The organism is Collinsella sp. TM05-38 (assembly GCF_003466445.1).
Taxonomy (GTDB): Bacteria; Actinomycetota; Coriobacteriia; order Coriobacteriales; family Coriobacteriaceae; genus Collinsella.
In genome coordinates, this window is the sequence record NZ_QSPM01000007.1 from 124,388 (window position 1) to 145,387 (window position 21,000).

Consider the following 21,000-nt stretch of genomic DNA (forward strand, 5'->3'; position numbering starts at 1 on the left):
ATGGATACACCGTTGGGCTCCGTGCTCTACATCACCCTCGGGTGCGCTAAGAACGAGGTTGACACCGACCGCATGCGTTCTCTTTTGACCGCCGCAGGCTACGAGGAGGCATTCGACCCGCAGGAAGCCGATATCGCCATTGTCAATACATGCTCGTTCCTCGCCTCCGCAACGTCTGAGAGCATCGAGACCACGCTCGAGCTCGCCAATGAGGTGCAGGACGGCGTTCGCTCCTGTCCCATCGTCATGTGCGGTTGCGTGCCGTCGCGCTATGGCGACGACCTGCCTGACGAGCTGCCCGAGGTCGCTGCCTTTGTGAAGGCCGACGAAGAGGACGGCATCGTGGCGGTCATCGATGGCGTGCTGGGTGTCGAGCGTGAGATCGCCGCCTATATTCCGCAGGTCAAGCGCACTGTCGAGGGCGCTGTCGCCTACGTCAAGATTTCCGATGGCTGCAACCGCTTCTGCAGCTTCTGCATGATTCCGTATATCCGTGGTCGTTATCACTCGCGCAATGCCGAGAGCATTATTTCCGAGGTGCGCGACTTGGTTGCCGGTGGCGTGCGAGAGATCGTGCTGATCGGCCAGGACACGGGCATCTGGGGCACCGACTTTGCGGATGAGGGCGTCGCCGAGGGCTCGCCGCGCAATCTGGCGCAGCTGCTGCGCGCCGTCGCCGAGGCCGTGCGCCCGCAGAACGTCTGGGTCCGTGTGCTCTACCTGCAGCCCGAGGGCATGACCGATGAGCTCATTGAGACCATTCGCGATACGCCCGAGGTGCTGCCCTATATCGATATCCCCGTGCAGCACTGTGATACTCGCATACTCAAGGCCATGCGTCGCTCCGGTTCGCGCCAGGAGCTCGAGGACCTGTTCCGCGATCTGCGTGTGCGCATTCCCGGCATCGTGATCCGTTCCACGGCCATGGTCGGCTTCCCGACCGAGACCGACGACGAGTTCCGCGACCTTATCGACTTTATGGACACCGTCGGCTTTGACTACACGAGCGTCTTTGCCTACTCGCGTGAGGAGGGCAGCCTGGCCGCCAAGATGGAGGGTCAGGTCGACGAAGAGGTCAAGCTCGAGCGCGCCCAGGAGGCCATGGACCTGGCCGAGTCGCTCGGTTTTGCCGCCACCGCCGCACATGTGGGCGAGCGCGCCCAGGTGATCGTCGACGGTATCGAAGAGACCGAGGACGGTGCCGAGCTGATTGGCCATGCTTGGTTCCAGGCGCCCGATTCCGATGGCGCGGTGCATCTGGATGCCAGCGAGGCATCTGTGGGCGATATTCTGACCGTCGAGTTTACCGATAGCTTCTGCTATGAGCTTATCGGTCATGTTGTGGAGTAGGAGCGCGTTGTGGCTAACGAGAGCAATAAGGAACTGACGAGCGTCTGGACGCCCGCCAATATCGTGACGTGCGTGCGCATCGTCTTTATCCCGGTGTTCATGATCGTGTCGGCGCTGTCTCACACGAGCGTTGCCGGTACGGATTGGAGCACCTTCGACGGCCCGCTCGCCGCCGCCGCCTTTATTCTGTACGTCATCCTGTCGTGCACCGATAAGGTTGATGGCTACTTGGCTCGTTCGCGCAACGAGATTACCGACTTCGGTAAGTTCTTGGATCCCATCGCCGATAAGCTGCTCGTGTTCTCTGCCCTGCTGCTGTTCTTGGACTTTGGTGCCGTAACCGTGTGGTCGGTGTTCGTTATCCTGTTCCGCGAGCTGCTGGTGAGCGCCCTGCGCATGGTTGCGAGTGCCGCTGGTGTGGTCGTTGCCGCCGATAAGCTCGGCAAGTACAAGACGGCGACCACGATGGTCTCCATCTGCGGTTACCTGTGCGTCTTTGCGATGGCCGGCTTGCACCTTGGCCCGGTGGCGCTGACGCTCGGCATCTACTCTTTATCGCGCTTCCTGTACGCCGTTGCCGTTGTCCTGACCGTTATCTCGGGCGCCCAGTACTTCTGGAACTGCCGCAAGATCGTCTTTTCGGTCTAGGTCCTGGTGGGTATGACGGACTCTTTTGAGCAGATTTCCGCTCATAACGAGGAGCTGGCGCGCGATATTGTCGAGCGCGCGAGCGCTCGGGGCGTGACGGTTTCGACGGCTGAGTCGCTGACGGCAGGTATGATCTCCTCGACGATTGCCGATATCCCGGGCGCCTCGGCGGTGCTGCGTGGCGGTGCGGTAACCTACTGTGATGAGATCAAGCATCGCGTGCTGGGTGTTGAGCAGGAAACGCTCGACCGCTATACCGCGGTGTCGCATCAGACCGCGCGCGAGATGGCGGCGGGGTCGCTGGATCTGTACCAGAGCGATGTTGCCGTGAGCGCAACGGGCTATGCTGGTCCCGGCGGCGGTACCGAGGACGATCCGGCTGGCACCTTCTATATTGGCTGGGCGTATCGCACGGTCGATGGGGAAGTGCCGGTCGTGGACTCTGTGAGTTGCTACTATGAGGTCGACCGTTCGTGTGTTCGTGCCCATGCGGTCACGGAGGCATTGGGACGCATTGCCCTTGTGCTCAACTCTATGGAATAGGCGTGTTTTAAGGGGCCTTAGGGCCCCTTAATTGTGGAGATAGGGACCTCTGGCGAATTCAGCGTTTGTGCTGGTCATAGGTGTATTTTCTCCTTCCTTGTTTTATTTGGCCCTATGTGGTCAAGCATTTGGCCAGTGTTTGGTCGGCGTTTGGTTGGGTTTTGGAAAGACTGCCTGCATATGATTGGTCTGAACGGTTGACCACGAACAGCCGTTCGTTTATTATCGATGCAGGTTGTTAAGAGGAGGGCTATTCATGGCCAAGAATTCAGGTCCCGTACGTACCGTCCATGCACCCACGACGGGTAAAGAGCGCGAAGAGATGATCGCCACCACCAAGGCCGAGATCGAGAAGAAGTTCGGTCAAGGTTCCATCATGAGGTATGGTGACGGCGGCCCCGAGCTTGAGGTCGAGGCCATTCCCACGGGCGCTCTGGCACTTGACGCCGCTCTGGGTATCGGCGGTGTGCCGCGCGGTCGTATCGTCGAGATCTACGGTCCCGAGTCCTCCGGTAAGACGACGCTTTCGCTCGAGATCCTGGCCGAGGCCCAGGCAATGGGTGGCGTTGTGGCATTTATCGATGCCGAGCACGCGCTCGATCCCACGTATGCCGCGCGCATTGGCGTGGATATCGACGAGGTGCTCATTTCCCAGCCCGATACGGGTGAGCAGGCGCTCGAGATTGTTGACATGCTCGTGCGTTCCGGCGCCATCGATGCCATCGTCGTCGACTCTGTCGCCGCGCTGACTCCGCGTGCCGAGATCGAGGGAGAGATCGGCGATACCACGGTCGGCTTGCAAGCTCGCCTGATGAGCCAGGCGCTCCGAAAGCTCGCCGGCTCGCTGTCCAAGTCCAACACGACGTGCATCTTCATTAACCAGCTGCGTGAGAAGATCGGCGTCATGTTCGGCAACCCCGAGACCACGACGGGCGGCCGCGCCCTTAAGTTCTTCTCTTCGGTGCGTATCGACATTCGCCGCATCGACAGCATTAAGCTTAAGGACGAGGTTATCGGTAACCGCGTGCGCGCCAAGGTCGTTAAGAACAAGGTGGCAGCTCCGTTCCGTTCTGCTGAGTTCGACATCATGTACGGTACGGGAATCTCTAAGGAGGGCTCGATCTTGGACATGGCTGTCGAGTGCGGCATCTGCAAGAAGATGGGCTCTTGGTTTGCCTATGGCGAGGACAAGCTCGGCAACGGTCGCGAGGCCGCCAAGGCGTTCCTGCGCGAACACCCCGATTGCGCCGACGAGATTGAGCATAAGGTTCGCCTTGCCTGCGGGCTTGAGTTTGATGACGATGCTCCGTCCGAGGTCGAGCTGACCGATCAGCCGGCTGCGGATCAGCCTTCCGGCGAGGAGTTCGACGAGCTTTACGCCATCGATGGGTCCGCCATGCTCGATGACGACGACGAGTAGCGGTTACGCTCATGTCGTATACGGTGACCGAGGCCACGGTCGTCTTTCCCGATAAGAAGGCGGCCTCCTCGTTCTCGAGCGGATATGCGTCCAAAAAGCCTTGCGCACATATCGATTGTGAGCTTGAGGGCGGTTTTAAGCGGTCCATTTGGATTCCCGTGCGGGTCGCGCGCCTGTATGTCAAAAACCGCCCCGATTTTCCCTGTGATTGGGATGACTTTCGTGAGGCGGTTCAGCTCATCGAGCGTAAATGTGCTCTCACCATGGTGACCGAGATGTTGTCGCGACGCGACCATGCGACGGGTGAGGTCCGTGACAAGTTGGCTCGCTACGGCTTTCGCCATCCCGCGATCGATTTCGCCGTCGAGCGCGCCACCGAGTATCGCTTTTTAGACGAGAACCGCTTTTGCTCGCACTTTATCGAGGAACGCAAGCGGCGCGGTTGGGGGCAGCGCAAAATCGAGACCGAGCTCAAGCGCCGTCATGTTGTGCTCGATGACATTCCCGGTTATCCCGAGGATTATTTTGCCGTCGAAGACGATTTGGCGCGTGCGTCAGCCCTGCTCGCCAAGCGGCGTGTTCCAGAGACGCGCGGATTCGAAAAACTGGTTCGGTTTTTGATGGGCAAGGGCTTCTCGTATCACATCGCCGCCGATGCCGTTAAGGCGCGTCTCGATGCCGAATGCGAGGAATGTGCGCTTTAGACGTATGCGTTTTGTGGCCCTGCCGTTCACCTTGTTTTAGCCGCCGTACTGGGGCCATTTATTTGACAGTTGTTGTGGTTCAACGTACGATAAACAATGTCATTTGCTTTGTGATATGTGCTCATCTGCGATGAGTTTGTTTATATGTTTATCTGTATCCGACCCGCATAAGCTGCGCCCATATTACTCAAATGTCGCGAGCCGTTCGTAAGGACGGTTCGCTTTGTTGTGTAACGAATCCATAAAAAGGAGTGAGCATGCCTATCATCGCAGCGCTCGTTGGCATCGTTTTGGGTGCCATCGCCGCCATTGCCTACATGCGCACCGCCAAGCAGGGTAGTCTTCACGAGGCCGACGAAAAGATCCAGTCGGCACATGCACAGGCTGAGTCCTTGATCGGTGATGCAAAGCGTCAGGCCGAGACCCTCAAAAAAGAGGCTCTGCTTGAGGCCAAGGAAGAGATCATCAAGAACAAGCAGGCTGCCGAGGCCGAGGACAAGCAGCGTAAGAACGAGATTCGTACGCTCGAGAACCGCGTGATGCAGCGCGAGGAATCCCTCGATCGCCGCAACGACGCTCTCGACAAGCGCGAGCATCAGCTGTCCAGCCAGGCCGGTCAGGTCGAGAAGCGCTCCCGTGAGCTCGAGGAGCTCTGCGCAAAGCAGACCTCCGAGCTCGAGCGAATCGCCGACCTTACCCGCGAGGACGCCCACAAGGAGCTTCTCGATAAGGTTCGTGGCGAGGTCACCCACGAGGCCGCCACGATCATTCGCGAGTCCGAGCAGCAGGTTCGCGCCGAGTGCCACAAGACTGCCCAGGAGATCTTGTCCCTGGCGATTCAGCGCTGCGCTGCCGACCACACTGCAGAGGTTACCGTTACCTCCGTGCATATTCCCTCTGATGACCTCAAGGGCCGCATCATTGGTCGCGAGGGTCGCAATATCCGGACCTTTGAGCAGGTTTCCGGCGTCAACCTCGTGATCGACGACACGCCCGAGACCGTCGTTCTTTCGAGCTTCGACCCAGTTCGTCGTGAGACCGCCCGTGTCGCCCTCGAGAACCTCATCGCCGACGGCCGCATTCACCCTGCCCGCATCGAGGAGATGTATCACAAGGCTGCCGACCTGGTTCAGCAGCGCGTGCGCGAGGCTGGCGAGCAGGCTGCCTTCGATACCGGCATCCACGACCTACACCCTGAGATCGTCAAGACCCTTGGTGCCCTGCGCTACCGTACCTCGTTTGGTCAGAACGTGCTTCAGCACTCCCTCGAGGTCTCTGATCTGTGCGGCGTGATGGCTTCCGAGCTTGGCCTGGATGTTGTGACCGCTAAGCGCGCCGGCCTGCTGCACGACCTGGGCAAGGCAATCGACCACGACGTCGAGGGCCCGCATGCCGTCATCGGCGCCGAGCTTGCCCGCCGTTATGGCGAGAAGCCCGTTATCGTCCACGCTATCGAGGCTCACCATGCCGATGTCGACCCCAACACGGTGCTCGATGTCCTGGTACAGGCCGCCGATGCTGTCTCTGCCTCTCGCCCCGGAGCCCGTCGCGAGTCTGCCGAGAACTACATCAAGCGTCTTGAGAAGCTCGAGGAGATTGCCAACTCCCATGACGGCGTCGAGCGTACCTATGCCATGCAGGCCGGTCGCGAGGTCCACGTCATGGTTCAGCCGGATAAGATCTCCGATGCCCAGTCCACGGTTCTGGCTCACGATATCGCCCATCAGATCGAGGAAGAGATGGAGTATCCCGGTCAGGTGCGCGTCGTCGTGATTCGCGAGAGCCGCGCTGTCGATATCGCTAAATAACATGAGCGACGCGAACGAGCTTATCTCATTTATCGCGTCGATGTCGGGGGAGGGCAACCTTCGCGTCGAGGAGAACCTTGGCGAGGGGTATGTCCGCCTCCGCGTTTCGGAGGCCGAGCGGCGCCAGGCAAAGCACGACATTCAGCATGTCGAGGACATCGTCATCGAAATGCTCCGTAATGCTCGCGATGCCGGCGCCGACAAGGTCTATCTCGCCACGACCAAGGAAGATGGCGTCCGCACGCTTGTCTTTCTGGATAACGGTTCTGGCGTTCCGCTGGATATGCAAGAGCGAATCTTTGATGCCCGCGTTACCTCCAAGCTCGAGAGCATGAAGATGGACCGTTGGGGCGTTCACGGTCGTGGCATGGCATTGTTTTCGATCAAGCAGAACACCGACGAGGCCCGTGTGGTCACGTCCGGCGTCGATCTTGGTTCAGCCTTCAAGGTGAGCGTTGCGGCCGACCGCCTCAGTGAGCGTGCCGATCAGTCCAGCTGGCCCCAGGCCGTCAAGGATGAGGACGGGCGTTACGTCTGTGCTCGCGGTCCGCATAATATTATTCGCGCTGCTTGTGAGTTTGCGCTCGAGGAGTTGCGTGGTTGCGATGTCTATCTGGGCTCTCCGTCTGAGATTGCCGCGACCCTTTATGCTCAGGCGTCAGGTCGGCTTGATACGTCTCGTCTCTTGTTCATTGATGACGAGAGCGAGCTTCCGGTTATCGATCGTTTAGGCCTTGCTTCTGATGCCGAGGACTTTATCCGTATCTGTGCGGGTTTGGGTCTTGAGATGTCCGAGCGCACGGCTCATCGCATTTTGGCAGGGCAGATTAAGCCCGTTCGCGGTGTGACCGCGCGTCTGCTGCGCGAGCGTGATTCGTCCTCGCATGCGCCGGCTCCTGTCGATCTCGCAAAGGATCGTCGCGGGCTACGTATTGCCAAGGATGATATGGCGCAGTTTTCGCGTGCTGTGGAGCGCGACTTTAATGACCTTGCCGCCCGGTACTATCTCAACCTTTGCGGCGACCCAAAGATTCGCGTTTCGCGTGATCGAATCACCGTGACCTTCGATCTTGCCAAAGAGGAATAGTGCCTTTACCGAGTCCACTCGGTACGATACAGTTATTGCAGTTAAAACGTACTTTTAAACGCAGGAGTTTCTTCATGGATTGCCTGAAGGTATCAAGCAAATCATCGCCCGCGTCCGTTGCCGGCGCCATCGCCGGCATGGTCAAGGATGGTGTACCCGTCAACATTCAGTGTGTCGGCGCCGGTGCGGTCAACCAGGCCATTAAGGCCGTGGCTATCGCGCGCGGTTTTTTGATCCCAACCGGTTTTGATATTTCCTGCGCGCCTGTGTTCTCCGACATCCTCATTAACGGGGAGTCGCGCACGGCCATCCGCCTTTCTATCTACGTTCACCAGATCAATCGAGCTGCTATGGATAACGTCGTCATGGATGATGTTAAGCCTGTGGCATAGCTTCTGATTGCCTTGTTTAGCTCCCCATCGTTAGGACTTATGCACATGGACCAGCGTTCCGTACGCGATATTCTTACCGGTAAAACCTACTTTATCCGCACCTTTGGCTGCCAGATGAATCAGCACGACTCCGAGCGTGTGAGCGGTCTGCTTGATTCATATGGCTGCCTCATGGCGCTCGATCCTGCGCATGCCGATATCGTTGTCTTCATGACGTGCTGCGTGCGCGAGGCCGCCGATACTCGCCTGTACGGTCAGTGCAATTCCTGCAAAAGCCTGCCGCCTTCGCCTTCGGGCAAGCGTGTGGTTGCCGTGGGCGGCTGCATCGCGCAGCGTGATGGCGAGGGCCTGCTCACCAACGTCGATAACGTCAATGTCATTTTCGGCACGCATTCCATCGCACATGTGGCCGAGCTCATTGCCGAGGCGTTCCTTGATGGTAAGCGTCATATCCGCACCAACGAGCATGAGGATACGGATGCCATGAGCATGCCGTGGCATCGCGAGACCCAGTATCACGCCTGGGTGCCCATCATGACAGGTTGCAATAATTTCTGTACCTATTGCATCGTGCCGTACGTGCGCGGTCGCGAAAAGAGCCGCCCCTTCGAGGAGATTGTCGACGAGGTGACCGGTTTGGTGCGCCAGGGCGTGCGTGAGATTACGCTGCTGGGCCAAAACGTTAACTCATATGGTCGTGATCTGTTTGGCAAGCCGCGTTTTGCCGATCTGCTGCGTGCCGTGGGCGATACGGGTGTGGAGCGCATCTTCTTCACGTCTTCGCATCCCAAGGATCTGCTGCCCGAGACCATCGACGCCATGGCCGAGACGCCTGCCGTTATGCCGCAGTTGCACCTGGCCGTCCAGTCAGGTTCGACGCGGATCCTCAAAGAGATGAATCGCCGTTATACACGCGAGGACTATTTGGGCTTGGTCGATCGCATTCGCAACCGTATGCCCGATATCGCACTCTCGACCGACATTATCGTTGGCTTCCCGGGCGAGACTGAAGAAGACTTTGAGCAGACGCTCTCGCTTGCCGAGACGGTCCGCTATGCCCAGGCCTATACCTTCATTTATTCCAAGCGCGCCGGTACCCCGGCCGCAGAGATTGACGATCCTACGCCGCATGAGGTTATTCTCGAGCGTTTCAACCGCCTGGTTAAGGTTATCGAGACCACGGCACACGAGTATAACCAGGGTGAGCTTCATGCTGTGGTGCCGGCGCTCATTGAGGGAACGAGTAAAAAGAACGACGCGGTCCTGCTGGGCAAGAGTCCCAAGAATCAGACCGTGCATGCGCCTATCCCCGAGGGTTACAGCATCGATCAGCTTGTTGGCAAGATCGTTGATGTTGACGTTGACGTTGCCAAGACCTGGTATTTGTCCGGCTCCGTTGTGGGCGAGCCGCGCTAATGGTTTCTCCCAGGGCAGGTCTTTCCGCCGTTGCGATCGTCGGTCCGACGGCGGTTGGTAAGAGCGATGTTGCCGACTGTTTGGCAGCTCGTCTTTCGTCCGAAGTGCTGTCGTGCGATGCGATGCAAATCTATCGCGGCATGGACATCGGTACCGCAAAGATGGCGCCCGATGAGTGTACGGCGCCGCTGCGTCTCGTCGACATTGTAGAGCCGGGTGTGGCATATTCTGCTGCGCTTTATCAGGCTGACGCTCGCGCGCATATTGAACGTCTCCTTGGTTCGGGTTGCCTGCCGGTTTTTTGCGGAGGTACGGGGCTGTATCTCAAGGCCGCCCTGGATGAGATGGATTTTCCCTCGGGCGAGCTTGAGGACGATCGTCGCGTGGGGTATCAGGAACTTGCCGAGCGCATAGGCGAGGAAGCGCTGCACGCGCTGCTTGCCGAGCGTGACCCCGAGTCCGCTGCGGTCATCCACCACCATAATGTTCGTCGCGTGATTCGGGCGCTCGAAATGCACGATGATGGTGTGTCCTACGCGCAGCAAAAGTCGCAGTTTAGTGTTCCGCGCGAGCATTATCATGCTCTATGGTTTGGTCTGACGCGTAATCGCGAGGTTCTCTACGAGCGCATTAACCTGCGTGTCGATCTGATGTTTGAACAGGGTCTTGTCGATGAGGTTCGCGGTCTGATGGACCAGGGGCTGGGAGATGCCCTGACGTCGATGCAGGCAATTGGTTATAAAGAGATCATTGATGCTTTCAATGGCGTGATTTCTATGGATGAGGCTCGCGAACTCATTAAGATGCGTTCGCGTCGCTATGCCAAACGTCAGCTTTCGTGGTTTAAACGCGATGACCGCATCGTGTGGTTCGATATGGACGAGTTTACGATCGATGAGGTCGTTGAGGACATCCTGCATCGTATTGAGGCTGCCTAATGGCCCGTTTCCCCCTCGTTCCCACGGTACCCGAGCCCGAGCGTGCCATATTAGTTGGTGTTGAGTGGCGCGACAATGCGTGGCCGCTCGATCGTTCGCTTGACGAGCTTGAGCGCCTAGCCCATACGGCTGGCGCCCAGTGTGTTTCGCGTTTGTCACAGCGTCTGGTTAAGCCGTATCCAAAATCGTTTATCGGTTCCGGTAAGGTTGAAGAGCTGTGCGGCCTGGTGCATCGTATGGATGCCGATGTCGTTATTTTTGACGACGACCTGACGCCCTCGCAGCAATCCTATTTGGAGAAAGCCGTGGGCGAGCCGGTAAAGATTATCGATCGTACGGCACTGATCTTGGATATCTTTGGCCTTCATGCTCAGACGCGTGAGGGACGCCTACAGGTACAGCTGGCACAGCTTCAATATCTGTTGCCTCGTCTGCGTGGCATGTGGAGCCACCTCGCCAAGGAACAGACGCGCGGCGGCATCGGCTCACGCTTTGGTCAGGGCGAAAGTCAGCTCGAGGTCGACCGTCGCCTCATTCGTAATAAGATCGCTGCGCTTCGTCGTAAGCTCAAGCAGGTTGAACAGCGTCGCGATGTTCAATCCAAGAGCCGCATTGAGTCACCGGCGTTTCGCGTCGCGTTAGCCGGTTATACCAATGCCGGTAAATCGACGTTGCTCAATCGCCTGACCGGCTCTACGGTACTTTCGCAGGACAAGCTATTTGCTACGCTCGACCCGACGACGCGTTCGTATCGCCTGCCCGGCGGTCGCGGCATGACGATTACCGATACCGTCGGCTTTATTCAAAAGCTACCGCATGGTTTGGTCGATGCCTTTAAATCGACGCTGTCCGAGGTGTTGGGTGCCGATTTAATTCTCAAAGTCGTAGATGCGTCTGACGAGGACTATGAGCGACAGCTGGAGGCTGTCGACCGCGTGCTTGATGAGATCGGCGCTGGAGAGCGTTTAACGCTGACCGTATTCAATAAAATCGATCTTCTCGACAGCGTTGATCGATTGAGTTTCCGTCGTCGCTATCCCGAGGCCGTTCTGTTTTCGGCCCAAACGGGCGAGGGGCTCGACGATCTCGTCGATCGCATTGCTCGCGAGGCGGCCGCCACCGATGTGCTGATTTCCGCCGACATTCCCTATCGCGAAGGCGCCCTCATCACGCTGGTGCATGAGCAGGGGACCCTTTTGCATGAGGAATATCTTGAGGATGGCGTTCGTATTGTGGCGAAACTGCCGGCTCGTATTGCACCGCGGCTCGAGCGTTATCGTACGGAATAAACGAGTTCTAGTACGCCTAGAATGACAGGCTGATGGAGCAGGTAGAACGGTAAGGCATGCCGACCAAGGACTGTGAGCGCCGGGATGGGATTCGCGTATGCCCATTCTGGCGCTTCGAGGCTTGATGCTTGTGCTGCCTGGGCAGCAAAAAAGCCGGTAAGGTACATAAAGACAAACGGAATGAGTGGATAGTAGTCTCCCGATACAAAACCCGGGCCCGGAAATCCTAGCCATGCCAGGTAGGGGAGTGGGTAGACCGCTTTTGGAATGCCCCAAGTTAGGGCAAAAAGAACAAGGCACGCTGCGATGCCCCATGAACCCGGTAATTTTTGGAGTAGCGGACGGGTTAGTGCAACCACAGCGGTACACGTTGCCATGCAATAAATGATGCCAAAGTTCACTGAATCGTCGACCGATACGAGCGTTGTTGCGATCCAGACGACCAAAGCTGCGGCAGCGTACTTGGCCGCTCGTTTAGCATTGTTGCGTGAGAGCGTACACATCCAACCCGCGATAAACAAAAATACCCAGCTGATGCTGGCGCGCCAGATGTCTTGAAAGACAGTCTGGGTAAACCAGGGCATATCCCAGTCGTGCAGATACGCGAGATCGTAGCAAGCGTGAAAACCTGCCATTGAAATCATCGTAAACCCGCGGACGGTGTCAAAGATGGTGATGCGTTTCTGCATTACGAGAACCGGCGCATCAAACCGACGACTTTGCCCAGGATAACGGGATTCGTTGCATAGATAGGCTCCATGGTGTCATTCTCAGGCTGCAGGCGTACGCGTCCCTGCTCCTTGTAGAACGTCTTGACGGTCGCTGAACCATCAATCATGGCCACGACAATTTCGCCGTTCATGGCACTCTTTTGTTCACGGACGATGATGTAATCGCCATTGAAGATGCCGACATTGATCATTGAGTTCCCATGCACCTCAAGGATAAATGAACCTTGATCAGTGGCGATTTCGGTCGGGATAGTAAAAGTGTCTTCGATATTCTGCTCGGCCAGAATGGGGATCCCAGCCGCGACGCGACCAACGAGCGGTAGCGAGACCGTCCCGCGAGGTGCGGAGGGCTCGTCAGATTTAGAAATTGAGACAGAGGAACCGTCTTCGTTAAAGAGTTCCAGGGCGCGCGGTTTGGTGGCATCGCGCTTGAGTAGCCCGCGCGCCTCCAGGGCAGAGAGATGAGCGTGCACGGTGCTGGGGGAGGAAAGGCCCACGGCAGAAGCCATCTCGCGCACGCTGGGCGGATAACCCTTCTCCTGCTGATATTCCTTGATGAAGTCGTAAATTTGCTGCTGGCGCTTGGTAATTTTGCGAGCCATCAGGGCATCCTCTCTACCCATGCCAAACAAATGTTCGATTTTTGCTTGACAGGAACAACTGTTCGAAGATAATAATAACCGAACATTCGTTCCCGCGCCAGACATTTTTGTCCGCGCGGCTTGATAAAACTGTTCTCAGCAAAACACGCGAGAGGAGAACATGATGAATGTAACGAATATGGTCCAGGGAAACCTCGCCCTTAAGCTCGAGACGCCTGCAGAACCCACTTTTACGGTTGTTCAGGGTGGCCGCTCCGGCTTTCAGCCTCTGACCGTGCAGCCTGCTCGCAATCAGCAGACTGTAGCCGCGCCTACCCGCGCCGCCCTGAAGGTTTCGACGATTGTCGCCGTTGCCGTTGCGCTTACGCTCTTCTTTGTCCTCGCTACGTCTGTCTTTAGTGCTCGTCACGCTGCGTATGCCGAGTCCGTTACCAACGTTACCTACGAGACCATTCGCGTTCAGCCTGGTGATTCTCTTTGGTCGCTTGCCGAGGAATATCCAATCGAAGGCCTTTCCACGCAAGAGACTTCTGACATGATCCGTAACGTCAATCATCTGGAGCATGGTTCGCTCGCCGCCGGTGCGCATCTTAAGGTTCCTGCTCGTTCGTAATCATTATCGCGCTGCGCATGGTACCCTTGTTATCGTTTAAGAGGAGGTACCATGCGCTGTCCCAAATGCGGCAAGGCACATACCCGCGTCGTTGATTCCCGTATGCAGGAGTCAAATAACACCATTAAGCGCCGTCGCGAATGTTGCTCGTGTAATTACCGCTTTACAACGTTCGAGCGATGCGAAGACCCAATCGAGGTCATTAAGTCGGACGGAACTAAGCAGCGGTTCGATCGCAATAAGCTGCTTGTCGGCTTGATGCGCGCCACCATCAAGCGTGATATCGACACTAAGAAGCTCAATGAGCTTATCGACGACATCGAGGTCGAGCTGCGCTCTCGCACGCTGACGGCCGTCACGTCGCATGAGTTGGGTGATATGGTGCTCAAACGCTTGGCCAAGATCGACAAGGTGGCGTACATCCGCTTTGCCTCGGTCTACCGTGATTTCAAAGACGTCGATGAGTTTCTGCAAGAGCTCGACAAGTTAAGGTGATTCCATGTCCAACATTACCGTCAACATAAAGCGTCTCGACCCCACCGTCGAGCTTCCCAAATACGCCCATCCCACCGATGCCGGCTTGGATTTGCGCTCCAACGAGGACTGCGTCCTGAAGCCCTTCGAACGCCGTCTGGTCTCTACTGGGCTGGCTATCGCCCTGCCCGATGGCTACGCCGGCTTTGTCCAGCCCCGTAGCGGCTTGGCCATCAAGCAGGGCCTGTCTATAGTTAACACGCCGGGCCTCATCGACGCCCACTACCGAGGAGAACTCAAGGTTATCCTCATCAACCTGGATCCCACCAACGACATCCAAATCAACAAAGGCGACCGCATAGCCCAACTCGTCATCCAAGAAGTCCCCACGGTCAACCTAGTAGAAGTAGAAGAACTAGACAAAACCGACCGAGGAGCCGGCGGTTTCGGTTCTAGCGGCGTATTGTAATGTCCGCTCACCCGTGGGAGGCCGCTATATATCATTCCATGCTCAAACATTCTCGCGGGGCGCTCGTATCCCTCCCGCCCGCCTCTCACACATATCATTCCATGCTCAAACATTCTCGCGGGGCGCTCGTATCCCTCCCGCCCGCCTCTCACACATATCATTCCATGCTCAAACATTCTCGCGGGGCGCTCGTATCCCTCCCGCCCGCCTCTCACACATATCATTCCATGCTCAAACATTCTCGCTTCGCTTCGCTCGCTGCGAAACTGCGCGTGGAACGATATGTGTGAGAGGCAGGCGGGCGGCTACTCGCTTGAAAAAAATTTACATTCTAGTAAGCCAATGCGACAAAGGAACAATCCCTTTGTCGCATTGGCTTGCTGTATTTAGATTTTCCGGTTTCGCCTTTGAAGGTTCTAGTGGTGGGGAATCTGGTATAGCTGCTAGTACGTAAACGCAGCTTACCTGCGGGAGGCCCCTATATATCGTCCCACGCGCAGTTTCGCAGCGAAGCGAGAATGTTTGAGCATGGGATGATATATAGGGGCCTCCCGCAGGTAAGCGGACATAAAGACGCTAGCGGATATGCGCAGGTTTTCCGCCCCAGTAGAAGCGGCAGAAGGCTCGTTTGCGCTTTTGGGGTTTGCCTACGAGCTCCGTGGTTGCGATGGCTATGTCTTCGGCTGCGTGGGGGCGGCGTAGTACTTCGCCGTTGATGAGTAGGGCTTTGAGTGATTCGGGATGGTCGTGCAGGTGGCGCAGGGTTACGATGAGTTCTCGTGCGGTGGTGACATGCATGCTGGCGCCCATGCCGGTGAGCATCGTGGTGTTGGCCTTTTCCTGGCCATAGGACTTGCCCAGCAGGATCATCGGCAGATGCGCGCACAGGCACTCGGTGACGGTGAGTCCGCCCGATTTGAGAATTGCCAGGTCGCAGCCGTGCATGAGGGCCGCCATGTCGTCCACGTAGTCCAGAACCGTGACGTTTTCGAGCTTCATGGCGTCGAAGAGCTTCTTGAGTCGGGCGGCGTATTCCTCATCCTTGCCCGGCAAAAAGACAAAATGCATGTCCTCAAAGCTGCGTAGGAAGGGGAGGGTCTGGTCCATCGCCGCGCGAAAGCGGACGTACGGTTGAGGTAAACTGGCGCCGGCCATAACCAGCACGACGGTCTTGTCGGTGGGGAGGTTGAACTTGGCTAGCTCTTCCTCGCGATCGTAATCCGTGTCGAATCCGGTGCGAATAGGAATGCCGGTAATGCGAATCTTTGCCTCGGGCACCTTGCGCGGACGCAGCGTTTCGGACATAAATTCGTTGGCAACACAGAATAGATCGGTGTCCTTGTGGGGCCACCAGCCCTCGACTTCGTAGTCGGTCGGTACGCAGATGACCGGATAATCGATACCCGTAATTACGCGGGCACCCACGGCAACATTGGCTGCTGTGATGTGCGTTGCGACCACGGCTATGGGCCTGCGGCTACGAATATATTCGTTGAAGGCGGGGAACATGATTCGTGACCATGCCGTGCCGCCACCCCAGAGAAGATGTCCCGTAAGTGTATATCTCCAGGTCAGGTCGTAAATGGGGCGTGTGGCTCCCGTAAACGAAGCCGCGGTCTTATTGCCGTCGAATTTAATACGTCCAAAATCAAGGATATCGAGCACTTCAATCTCAACATCCTCGGGGATGCCATTGGTGCCGCGGATGAGGTCGAATGCCTGCGCAATCGCATTTGCGGCGGCCTTATGGCCTGAGCCGACCGAGGCGTGCACGATGGTCACGAGAGGTTTTTGCTGAGCCAAGAGCGCTGTTTGCTCCGATTGGGGAGTGCTGTGTGTGAGCAGGGGAGCGTCGTCGCTCGTCTGCGTTTGATCCATCGATAACTCCCCTTCGACGTTGTGACACGGATTTATCATTGTAGTGCATGAGTGTCATGTTCACGTAAATTTGGGTATGAGCGCAAAGAACGTCAATGTTTCGACGAGAGGATATTCCATGACTACCGATCAGCCGATCGATGTTGCGATTATCGGTGGCGGCCCCGCGGGCTATGCTGCCGCCATTTACGCTGCGCGTGCCAACCTGACGACGACCGTGATTGAGCAGGGCATGTCGGGAGGGCAGATCGCCACAACCAATGAGATCGAGAACTATCCGGGCATTCCGCTCTTGAGTGGCGCCGAACTCGGCGAGCGTTTTCAGCAGCATGCAGAGGGCCTGGGAGCACAGGTTGCATGGAGCATGGTTACGGGTATCGATTACGATGCCGATGCAGCGCTGTTTACGGTGCATCACGATACGGGCGATACGCTGGCCTCGAGTGTTATCGCTTGCATGGGTGCCACGCCGCGACCGGCAGGTTTCGCTGGCGAGGATACGTATCGCGGTCGTGGCGTCTCATATTGCGCAACATGTGACGGCATGTTCTTCCGCGGCAAACAGGTCTTTGTAATTGGTGGTGGCAATTCGGCATGCGAAGAAGCTCTGTTCCTGTCAGACATTGCCAACAGCGTGACCATCGTGCTGCGCCGCGACCAGTTTCGTGCGCCTGATGGTGTTGTTCAGAGAGTACTCGAAAAGGACAATATTACAGTTAGGTACCAAACAAGTATTGTGGAGCTCTCGGGCGAAGCCATGCCAACGATGATCACCTTTAAGGACAATGCATCCGGTAAGACTCATACCGAGTCATTTGAACCTGGCTCGTTTGGCATCTTTGTCTTTACGGGGATGCAGCCACATACCGAGCTTATTGAGCATCTAGTCGATCTGGCTCCTGACGGCGGCATTGTCACCGACGATTCGATGGCCACCCGTACGCCCGGCTTATTCGCAGCCGGCGATATCCGTTCCAAGCGTTTACGCCAGGTTGTGACCGCCGTTTCTGACGGAGCCATAGCAGCAACGAGCGCATACGCGTTTCTCCGTTGATAAGTACGATAATATATCTTATGTAAAGTTGTTATCAATTTACTAAATGGCGGGACAGATGCATCAGTGCACTGTCCCGCCAATTTTCTTGGCGGCTATGTGGTATGCAAAACTGGGAAATCTAGAATACAATATTGAAAAGGAACGGAGGACCTTTATGAACCACGTTAACCACGTTATTCCGATGTCCGATTCGACTGTCAGCATTAAGCCTGAGGATATTCAGCCCACGGTGCTGCCCGATACATTTATTCAGTCCGATATCGTGCGCAAACTTAATACGTTGAGTCTGCCTCGCTATGACCAGTTGCCCAACGTGACGCTCTACCGCGATCAGGTCATTGAATATGTCGCGCTGTGGATGGAGCCACTGTCCATTTGCGTGGAGCAGCCAGTCATTACGCCATCGATGATCAATAATTACGTGAAGGTCGGCCTGGTACCTGCTCCGGTCAAAAAGCAATATGGCCGAGAACAGATTGCGCGTCTCATCGCCATTTGTATCTTTAAGCAGGTGCTGCCCATCGCTGCGGTTCAGGCGCTCTTTAATATTCAGCGCTTGAGCTATGACGCTCCGACGGCATTCGATTATGTGGTCGATCAACTTGAGGCATCGATTCGTGCGGCGTTTTCCGTCGAGCAGACTCCCGTGCCCGATAGCGCACACCAGGTTACGCGCGAATCGCTGCTCGTACGCAGTGCGGTATCGTCCTTCGTTTCGAAGGCGTACCTGATGAGCTATCTCAAGTTCAACGGGTTTAATAGCTAGCCCACGTTTAAAACGGGCGGGACAAAGAGCCATCTGTCACTTTGTCCCGCCCGTAATTTTGTTTGGTTGGACTTTACTTGCCCGAAGCTATGCCCATGCCGTAGCCGATAATGAGCCCATGCATTTCGGCATAGTATGAATCTAGCCCGTTACAGGGCATGATGACAGTCTTGGAGCCTGGCCAGCGCTCTACAATGCGGCTGCCAAGTGCCTGGGCGCCTGCCTCATTCTCGACATGGTCGATGACGACCTCGCCGCCCGTAAAACCCTCGGCTTCCATAGTGTCGATGATCTTGTTGAACATCTTCTTTTCGCCACGCGTGTGTCCGACGAGTTCGATTTTACCGGCCTCACTCGCCGTACCCAAAATGCGAATATTGAGCTTGTTGGCAATGACGCCGGCTGCCTTAGGGATACGTCCGGCTTTGGCGAGGTTTTCGTAATTGCACAAGCTGAAGAGGATTTTGCTGTTCTGCTCAAGACTATCGAAGTATGCACAAGCATCCTCGAATGAGACATCCGGATTGCTTGCGAGATAACGGTCGAACAGCAGGAAGATCAGGTCCATTTTGCCGCCAGCTGCGCGTGAATTGACAAGATGAATATTGCGGTCCGGTTCCTCGGCAAGAACCATATCGCGAGCCGTTGCGGCGGCGTTGTAGCTGCCCGACACGCCCTCAGAGATCGGCATGCAGATGGTATTGTCTGCCAATTTGAAGAGCTCGGCCCACTCCCCTACGCTGGGACAAGCGCTCGAAGAGGCGTTCGTCTCCGCCTGAACAGCGCAATTGAGCTCATGAACGTCGAGCGAAAGATCATCGACGAATTCACGCTCCCCCACTCGAATTTTGAGGGGCGCAAATGCAAAGGTGGTATGGGGTGCGGTCGGTTGCCAATCGCGGAGGTTGCAGCTTGAATCTGAGATAAGTGCCCAGCTCATAGAGGGTCCTTTCTAATTGCTCCTCAACAATTATAGCCATCTTGCAAACCGAATGTACGGCTATCTAGTTTTGAATACTAGATAGCCGTACAAGATTAGAGACAAAAGTATAGACCTCGCGACTTTAAGCCACGAGGTCCACATTCACACGCTGTGTAAGATGACTTAGTAACGCACGAAGATATAGTTGTTGTTCATGCCGGCGGCAACGGAGCTGATGATAACACCCGTGTTGTAGTCGGAAGCATGAATCATCTGACCGCCACCGATGTAAATGCCGGTGTGGTACGAGTTGACCACAACGTCACCGGGCTGCGGATCGGACACACGCGTCCAGCCCATAAAGGTGCCCGTGGTGCCCAGGCGACAATAGCGACCAGTGAGGCAGTAGCTAACAAAACCAGAGCAGTCGAAGCTGTTCGGGCCAATTCCGCCCCAGGAATAAGCACAACCAAGCTTACTGTATGCACGCGAGACAACAGAACCGCCATCGACGGACTGGCTCGGAACGGAAGGCGTCGGAGCCGGAGCCGGAGCGGGCGTCGGGGGCTGCGGAGTGGGAGCGGGCGCGGGCGCGGGCGCGGGCGTGTTGCCGCCGCCGTCGTTGGTCGTACCGCCACCCTTGTTGGTGTTCTCGGTCGTACCGGCAGTCTCGTTGCTCACCGTGGCCTTCTCGGCGGTACTGGCGTTGATGCCGGCCTGCAGCGCGGCGTTGGCCTCGGCCTCGGCGGCAAGCTCAGCCTGCAGCTGAGAATCCAGAGAGTTTACGACGTTTTGGGCTTCAGCCTGCTGGGCGTTAAGCTCGTCGACCTTCTTTTGCGTGGTGGCGACGTTCTTCTCCTGCTCGGCCTGCTTATCGGTGAGCTGCTGCTTAAGCTCCTTGACCTCTTGAATGGTCTGAGCCTGCTTGTCGGAAACTTTGCCGTAGTAGAACAGACGGTTGAGCATATCGCTCAGGTCATCGACGCCGGTCAGAACCTGAAGCAGGCTCAGACCGCCGGTTTTGTACTCGCCGGCGACATAGGTCGAGAGCTTGGCCTGACCATCGGCGATCTCCTGCTGCTTTTGTGTGATCTCGCCAGCAGTCTGGTCGAGCGCCTGCGTCTGCGTGGCGAGCTCATCGTAAATCTGCTGAGTTTGGGTACCGATCTGCTCGAGCTTCGTACGAGCAGCGGCAAGGTCGGATGCGGTATCGGCGTAGGCAGGAGCCGCGAGGCCCAAGCCCAAAACACAAGCGAGGGTTGCCGTAGCAGCGCAGCGTGCCATGTTTTTGTGCGTGTTTGCTGTGCGCATGTAGCTTCCTTTCCAGTAACTAAGGGTAACGGCTAGTCCACCGTCACCAGGCTAAAGAGCTCCACATCGCTATCAGACGGCGTGAGCTTCTCGCGCGGGTTGAGAAACGCAAGCTCAAGGATACAACCGTAACCGACAAGCTTTGCGCCCATATCTCGCACCAGTTTACCTGTTGCCTCGACGGTTCCGCCCGTCGCGACCAAGTCATCCAGAATCAACACGGTATCTTTAGAGCTGATAGCGTCGGCATGGATCTCAATGGAATCCGTTCCGTATTCGAGCTCATAGCTTTGGCTCACGGTCTCGCGCGGCAGCTTGCCCGGTTTACGTGCGGGAACAAAGCCGGCGCCAAGGGCTACAGCCACCGGTACGCCAACCATAAAGCCGCGAGCCTCGGGACCCACGACCTTGGTGATTCCCATGCCGGCAAAGTGCTCGGCGAGCGCATCGGTCATGGCATTGAGCGCCTCGGGATTGCCAAAGAGCGGCGTGATGTCTTTAAAGATGACTCCGGGCTCGGGATAGTCGGGGATGTCGACGATTTGAGATTCGAAGTCGTACATTGCATGACCTTTCAATGGG

22 protein-coding genes are annotated in these 21,000 nt (G+C 56.8%); 16 read left to right on the top strand and 6 right to left on the bottom strand.

Translation table 11 applies throughout. The annotated features are described in order from the left end of the window. The 11 genes from rimO (at position 1) to hflX (ending at position 11,595) form a co-directional block, all read left to right on the top strand. Positions 1 to 1,350, top strand: coding sequence for a 30S ribosomal protein S12 methylthiotransferase RimO (gene rimO, locus DXD49_RS05695; protein WP_117794441.1), 1,350 nt, complete (start codon positions 1 to 3; stop codon positions 1,348 to 1,350). Between the two features lie 99 nt (positions 1,351 to 1,449). Beyond that, positions 1,450 to 1,998: a CDP-diacylglycerol--glycerol-3-phosphate 3-phosphatidyltransferase gene (gene pgsA / locus DXD49_RS05700; protein WP_233541754.1), complete on the top strand. Its 549-nt coding sequence runs from the start codon at positions 1,450 to 1,452 to the stop codon at positions 1,996 to 1,998. Between the two features lie 12 nt (positions 1,999 to 2,010). Further along, complete coding sequence (locus DXD49_RS05705) at positions 2,011 to 2,541, top strand: CinA family protein (protein ID WP_117794443.1); 531 nt, start codon at positions 2,011 to 2,013, stop codon at positions 2,539 to 2,541. A 256-nt stretch (positions 2,542 to 2,797) separates the two neighbouring features. Beyond that, positions 2,798 to 3,961 carry a recombinase RecA gene (gene recA, locus DXD49_RS05710; protein WP_304485477.1) on the top strand — a complete coding sequence of 388 codons (1,164 nt, stop codon included), beginning with the start codon at positions 2,798 to 2,800 and terminating at the stop codon, positions 3,959 to 3,961. 11 nt (positions 3,962 to 3,972) lie between these two features. Beyond that, positions 3,973 to 4,665, top strand: a complete 693-nt coding sequence (locus DXD49_RS05715; protein ID WP_117794444.1) for a regulatory protein RecX — start codon at positions 3,973 to 3,975, stop codon at positions 4,663 to 4,665. A gap of 257 nt (positions 4,666 to 4,922) precedes the next feature. Next, positions 4,923 to 6,473, top strand: a complete 1,551-nt coding sequence (gene rny, locus DXD49_RS05720) for a ribonuclease Y (RefSeq protein WP_089573375.1) — start codon at positions 4,923 to 4,925, stop codon at positions 6,471 to 6,473. Position 6,474: 1 nt separating this feature from the next. Beyond that, on the top strand, positions 6,475 to 7,560 hold the full coding sequence (locus DXD49_RS05725) for an ATP-binding protein (RefSeq protein WP_117794445.1): 1,086 nt from the start codon (positions 6,475 to 6,477) through the stop codon (positions 7,558 to 7,560). Between the two features lie 74 nt (positions 7,561 to 7,634). Further along, positions 7,635 to 7,952, top strand: a complete 318-nt coding sequence (locus tag DXD49_RS05730; protein WP_006235982.1) for a stage V sporulation protein S — start codon at positions 7,635 to 7,637, stop codon at positions 7,950 to 7,952. Between the two features lie 45 nt (positions 7,953 to 7,997). Next, a complete protein-coding gene (gene miaB, locus DXD49_RS05735) occupies positions 7,998 to 9,368 on the top strand; it encodes a tRNA (N6-isopentenyl adenosine(37)-C2)-methylthiotransferase MiaB (protein WP_117794446.1) in 1,371 nt (456 codons plus the stop codon). After that, positions 9,368 to 10,306 carry a tRNA (adenosine(37)-N6)-dimethylallyltransferase MiaA gene (gene miaA, locus DXD49_RS05740; RefSeq protein WP_117794447.1) on the top strand — a complete coding sequence of 313 codons (939 nt, stop codon included), beginning with the start codon at positions 9,368 to 9,370 and terminating at the stop codon, positions 10,304 to 10,306. Before miaB ends, miaA begins: the two co-directional genes overlap by 1 nt. Continuing rightward, positions 10,306 to 11,595 (top strand): GTPase HflX, encoded by a 1,290-nt coding sequence (hflX, locus tag DXD49_RS05745; protein ID WP_117794448.1) that lies wholly within the window; start codon positions 10,306 to 10,308, stop codon positions 11,593 to 11,595. The genes miaA and hflX overlap by 1 nt, the downstream gene beginning before the upstream one ends. Here hflX and DXD49_RS05750 read toward each other — a convergent pair. Continuing rightward, positions 11,580 to 12,284 carry a heparan-alpha-glucosaminide N-acetyltransferase gene (locus tag DXD49_RS05750; RefSeq protein WP_117794449.1) on the bottom strand — a complete coding sequence of 235 codons (705 nt, stop codon included), beginning with the start codon at positions 12,282 to 12,284 and terminating at the stop codon, positions 11,580 to 11,582. The two genes, hflX and DXD49_RS05750, sit on opposite strands and share 16 nt — an antisense overlap. Further along, positions 12,284 to 12,928, bottom strand: a complete 645-nt coding sequence (lexA, locus tag DXD49_RS05755; protein WP_147347835.1) for a transcriptional repressor LexA — start codon at positions 12,926 to 12,928, stop codon at positions 12,284 to 12,286. Before lexA ends, DXD49_RS05750 begins: the two co-directional genes overlap by 1 nt. A gap of 163 nt (positions 12,929 to 13,091) precedes the next feature. On the opposite strand from lexA, the gene DXD49_RS05760 reads away from it, so the two are divergent. From DXD49_RS05760 to dut, 3 genes are read left to right on the top strand one after another with little or no spacing between them, the layout of a single operon-like run. After that, positions 13,092 to 13,541, top strand: coding sequence for a LysM peptidoglycan-binding domain-containing protein (locus DXD49_RS05760; protein ID WP_158564770.1), 450 nt, complete (start codon positions 13,092 to 13,094; stop codon positions 13,539 to 13,541). Between the two features lie 51 nt (positions 13,542 to 13,592). Next, positions 13,593 to 14,036 (top strand): transcriptional regulator NrdR, encoded by a 444-nt coding sequence (nrdR, locus tag DXD49_RS05765; protein WP_117742760.1) that lies wholly within the window; start codon positions 13,593 to 13,595, stop codon positions 14,034 to 14,036. 4 nt (positions 14,037 to 14,040) lie between these two features. Beyond that, on the top strand, positions 14,041 to 14,484 hold the full coding sequence (gene dut / locus DXD49_RS05770; protein ID WP_117742761.1) for a dUTP diphosphatase: 444 nt from the start codon (positions 14,041 to 14,043) through the stop codon (positions 14,482 to 14,484). 576 nt (positions 14,485 to 15,060) lie between these two features. Here dut and DXD49_RS05775 read toward each other — a convergent pair. Next, complete coding sequence (locus DXD49_RS05775; protein ID WP_117794450.1) at positions 15,061 to 16,362, bottom strand: glycosyltransferase; 1,302 nt, start codon at positions 16,360 to 16,362, stop codon at positions 15,061 to 15,063. Between the two features lie 118 nt (positions 16,363 to 16,480). On the opposite strand from DXD49_RS05775, the gene DXD49_RS05780 reads away from it, so the two are divergent. Further along, positions 16,481 to 17,416, top strand: coding sequence for an NAD(P)/FAD-dependent oxidoreductase (locus DXD49_RS05780; protein ID WP_117794451.1), 936 nt, complete (start codon positions 16,481 to 16,483; stop codon positions 17,414 to 17,416). 157 nt (positions 17,417 to 17,573) lie between these two features. After that, positions 17,574 to 18,185 carry a DUF1836 domain-containing protein gene (locus DXD49_RS05785; RefSeq protein ID WP_199568966.1) on the top strand — a complete coding sequence of 204 codons (612 nt, stop codon included), beginning with the start codon at positions 17,574 to 17,576 and terminating at the stop codon, positions 18,183 to 18,185. A gap of 73 nt (positions 18,186 to 18,258) precedes the next feature. On the opposite strand, the gene DXD49_RS05790 is transcribed toward DXD49_RS05785, so the two are convergent. From DXD49_RS05790 to DXD49_RS05800, 3 genes are all read right to left on the bottom strand, one after another. Beyond that, complete coding sequence (locus DXD49_RS05790) at positions 18,259 to 19,125, bottom strand: DegV family protein (protein WP_117794452.1); 867 nt, start codon at positions 19,123 to 19,125, stop codon at positions 18,259 to 18,261. Between the two features lie 165 nt (positions 19,126 to 19,290). After that, on the bottom strand, positions 19,291 to 20,418 hold the full coding sequence (locus DXD49_RS05795) for an NlpC/P60 family protein (RefSeq protein ID WP_117794453.1): 1,128 nt from the start codon (positions 20,416 to 20,418) through the stop codon (positions 19,291 to 19,293). 32 nt (positions 20,419 to 20,450) lie between these two features. Next, positions 20,451 to 20,981 carry an adenine phosphoribosyltransferase gene (locus DXD49_RS05800; RefSeq protein WP_117794454.1) on the bottom strand — a complete coding sequence of 177 codons (531 nt, stop codon included), beginning with the start codon at positions 20,979 to 20,981 and terminating at the stop codon, positions 20,451 to 20,453. Between the last annotated feature and the right edge of the window lie 19 nt (positions 20,982 to 21,000).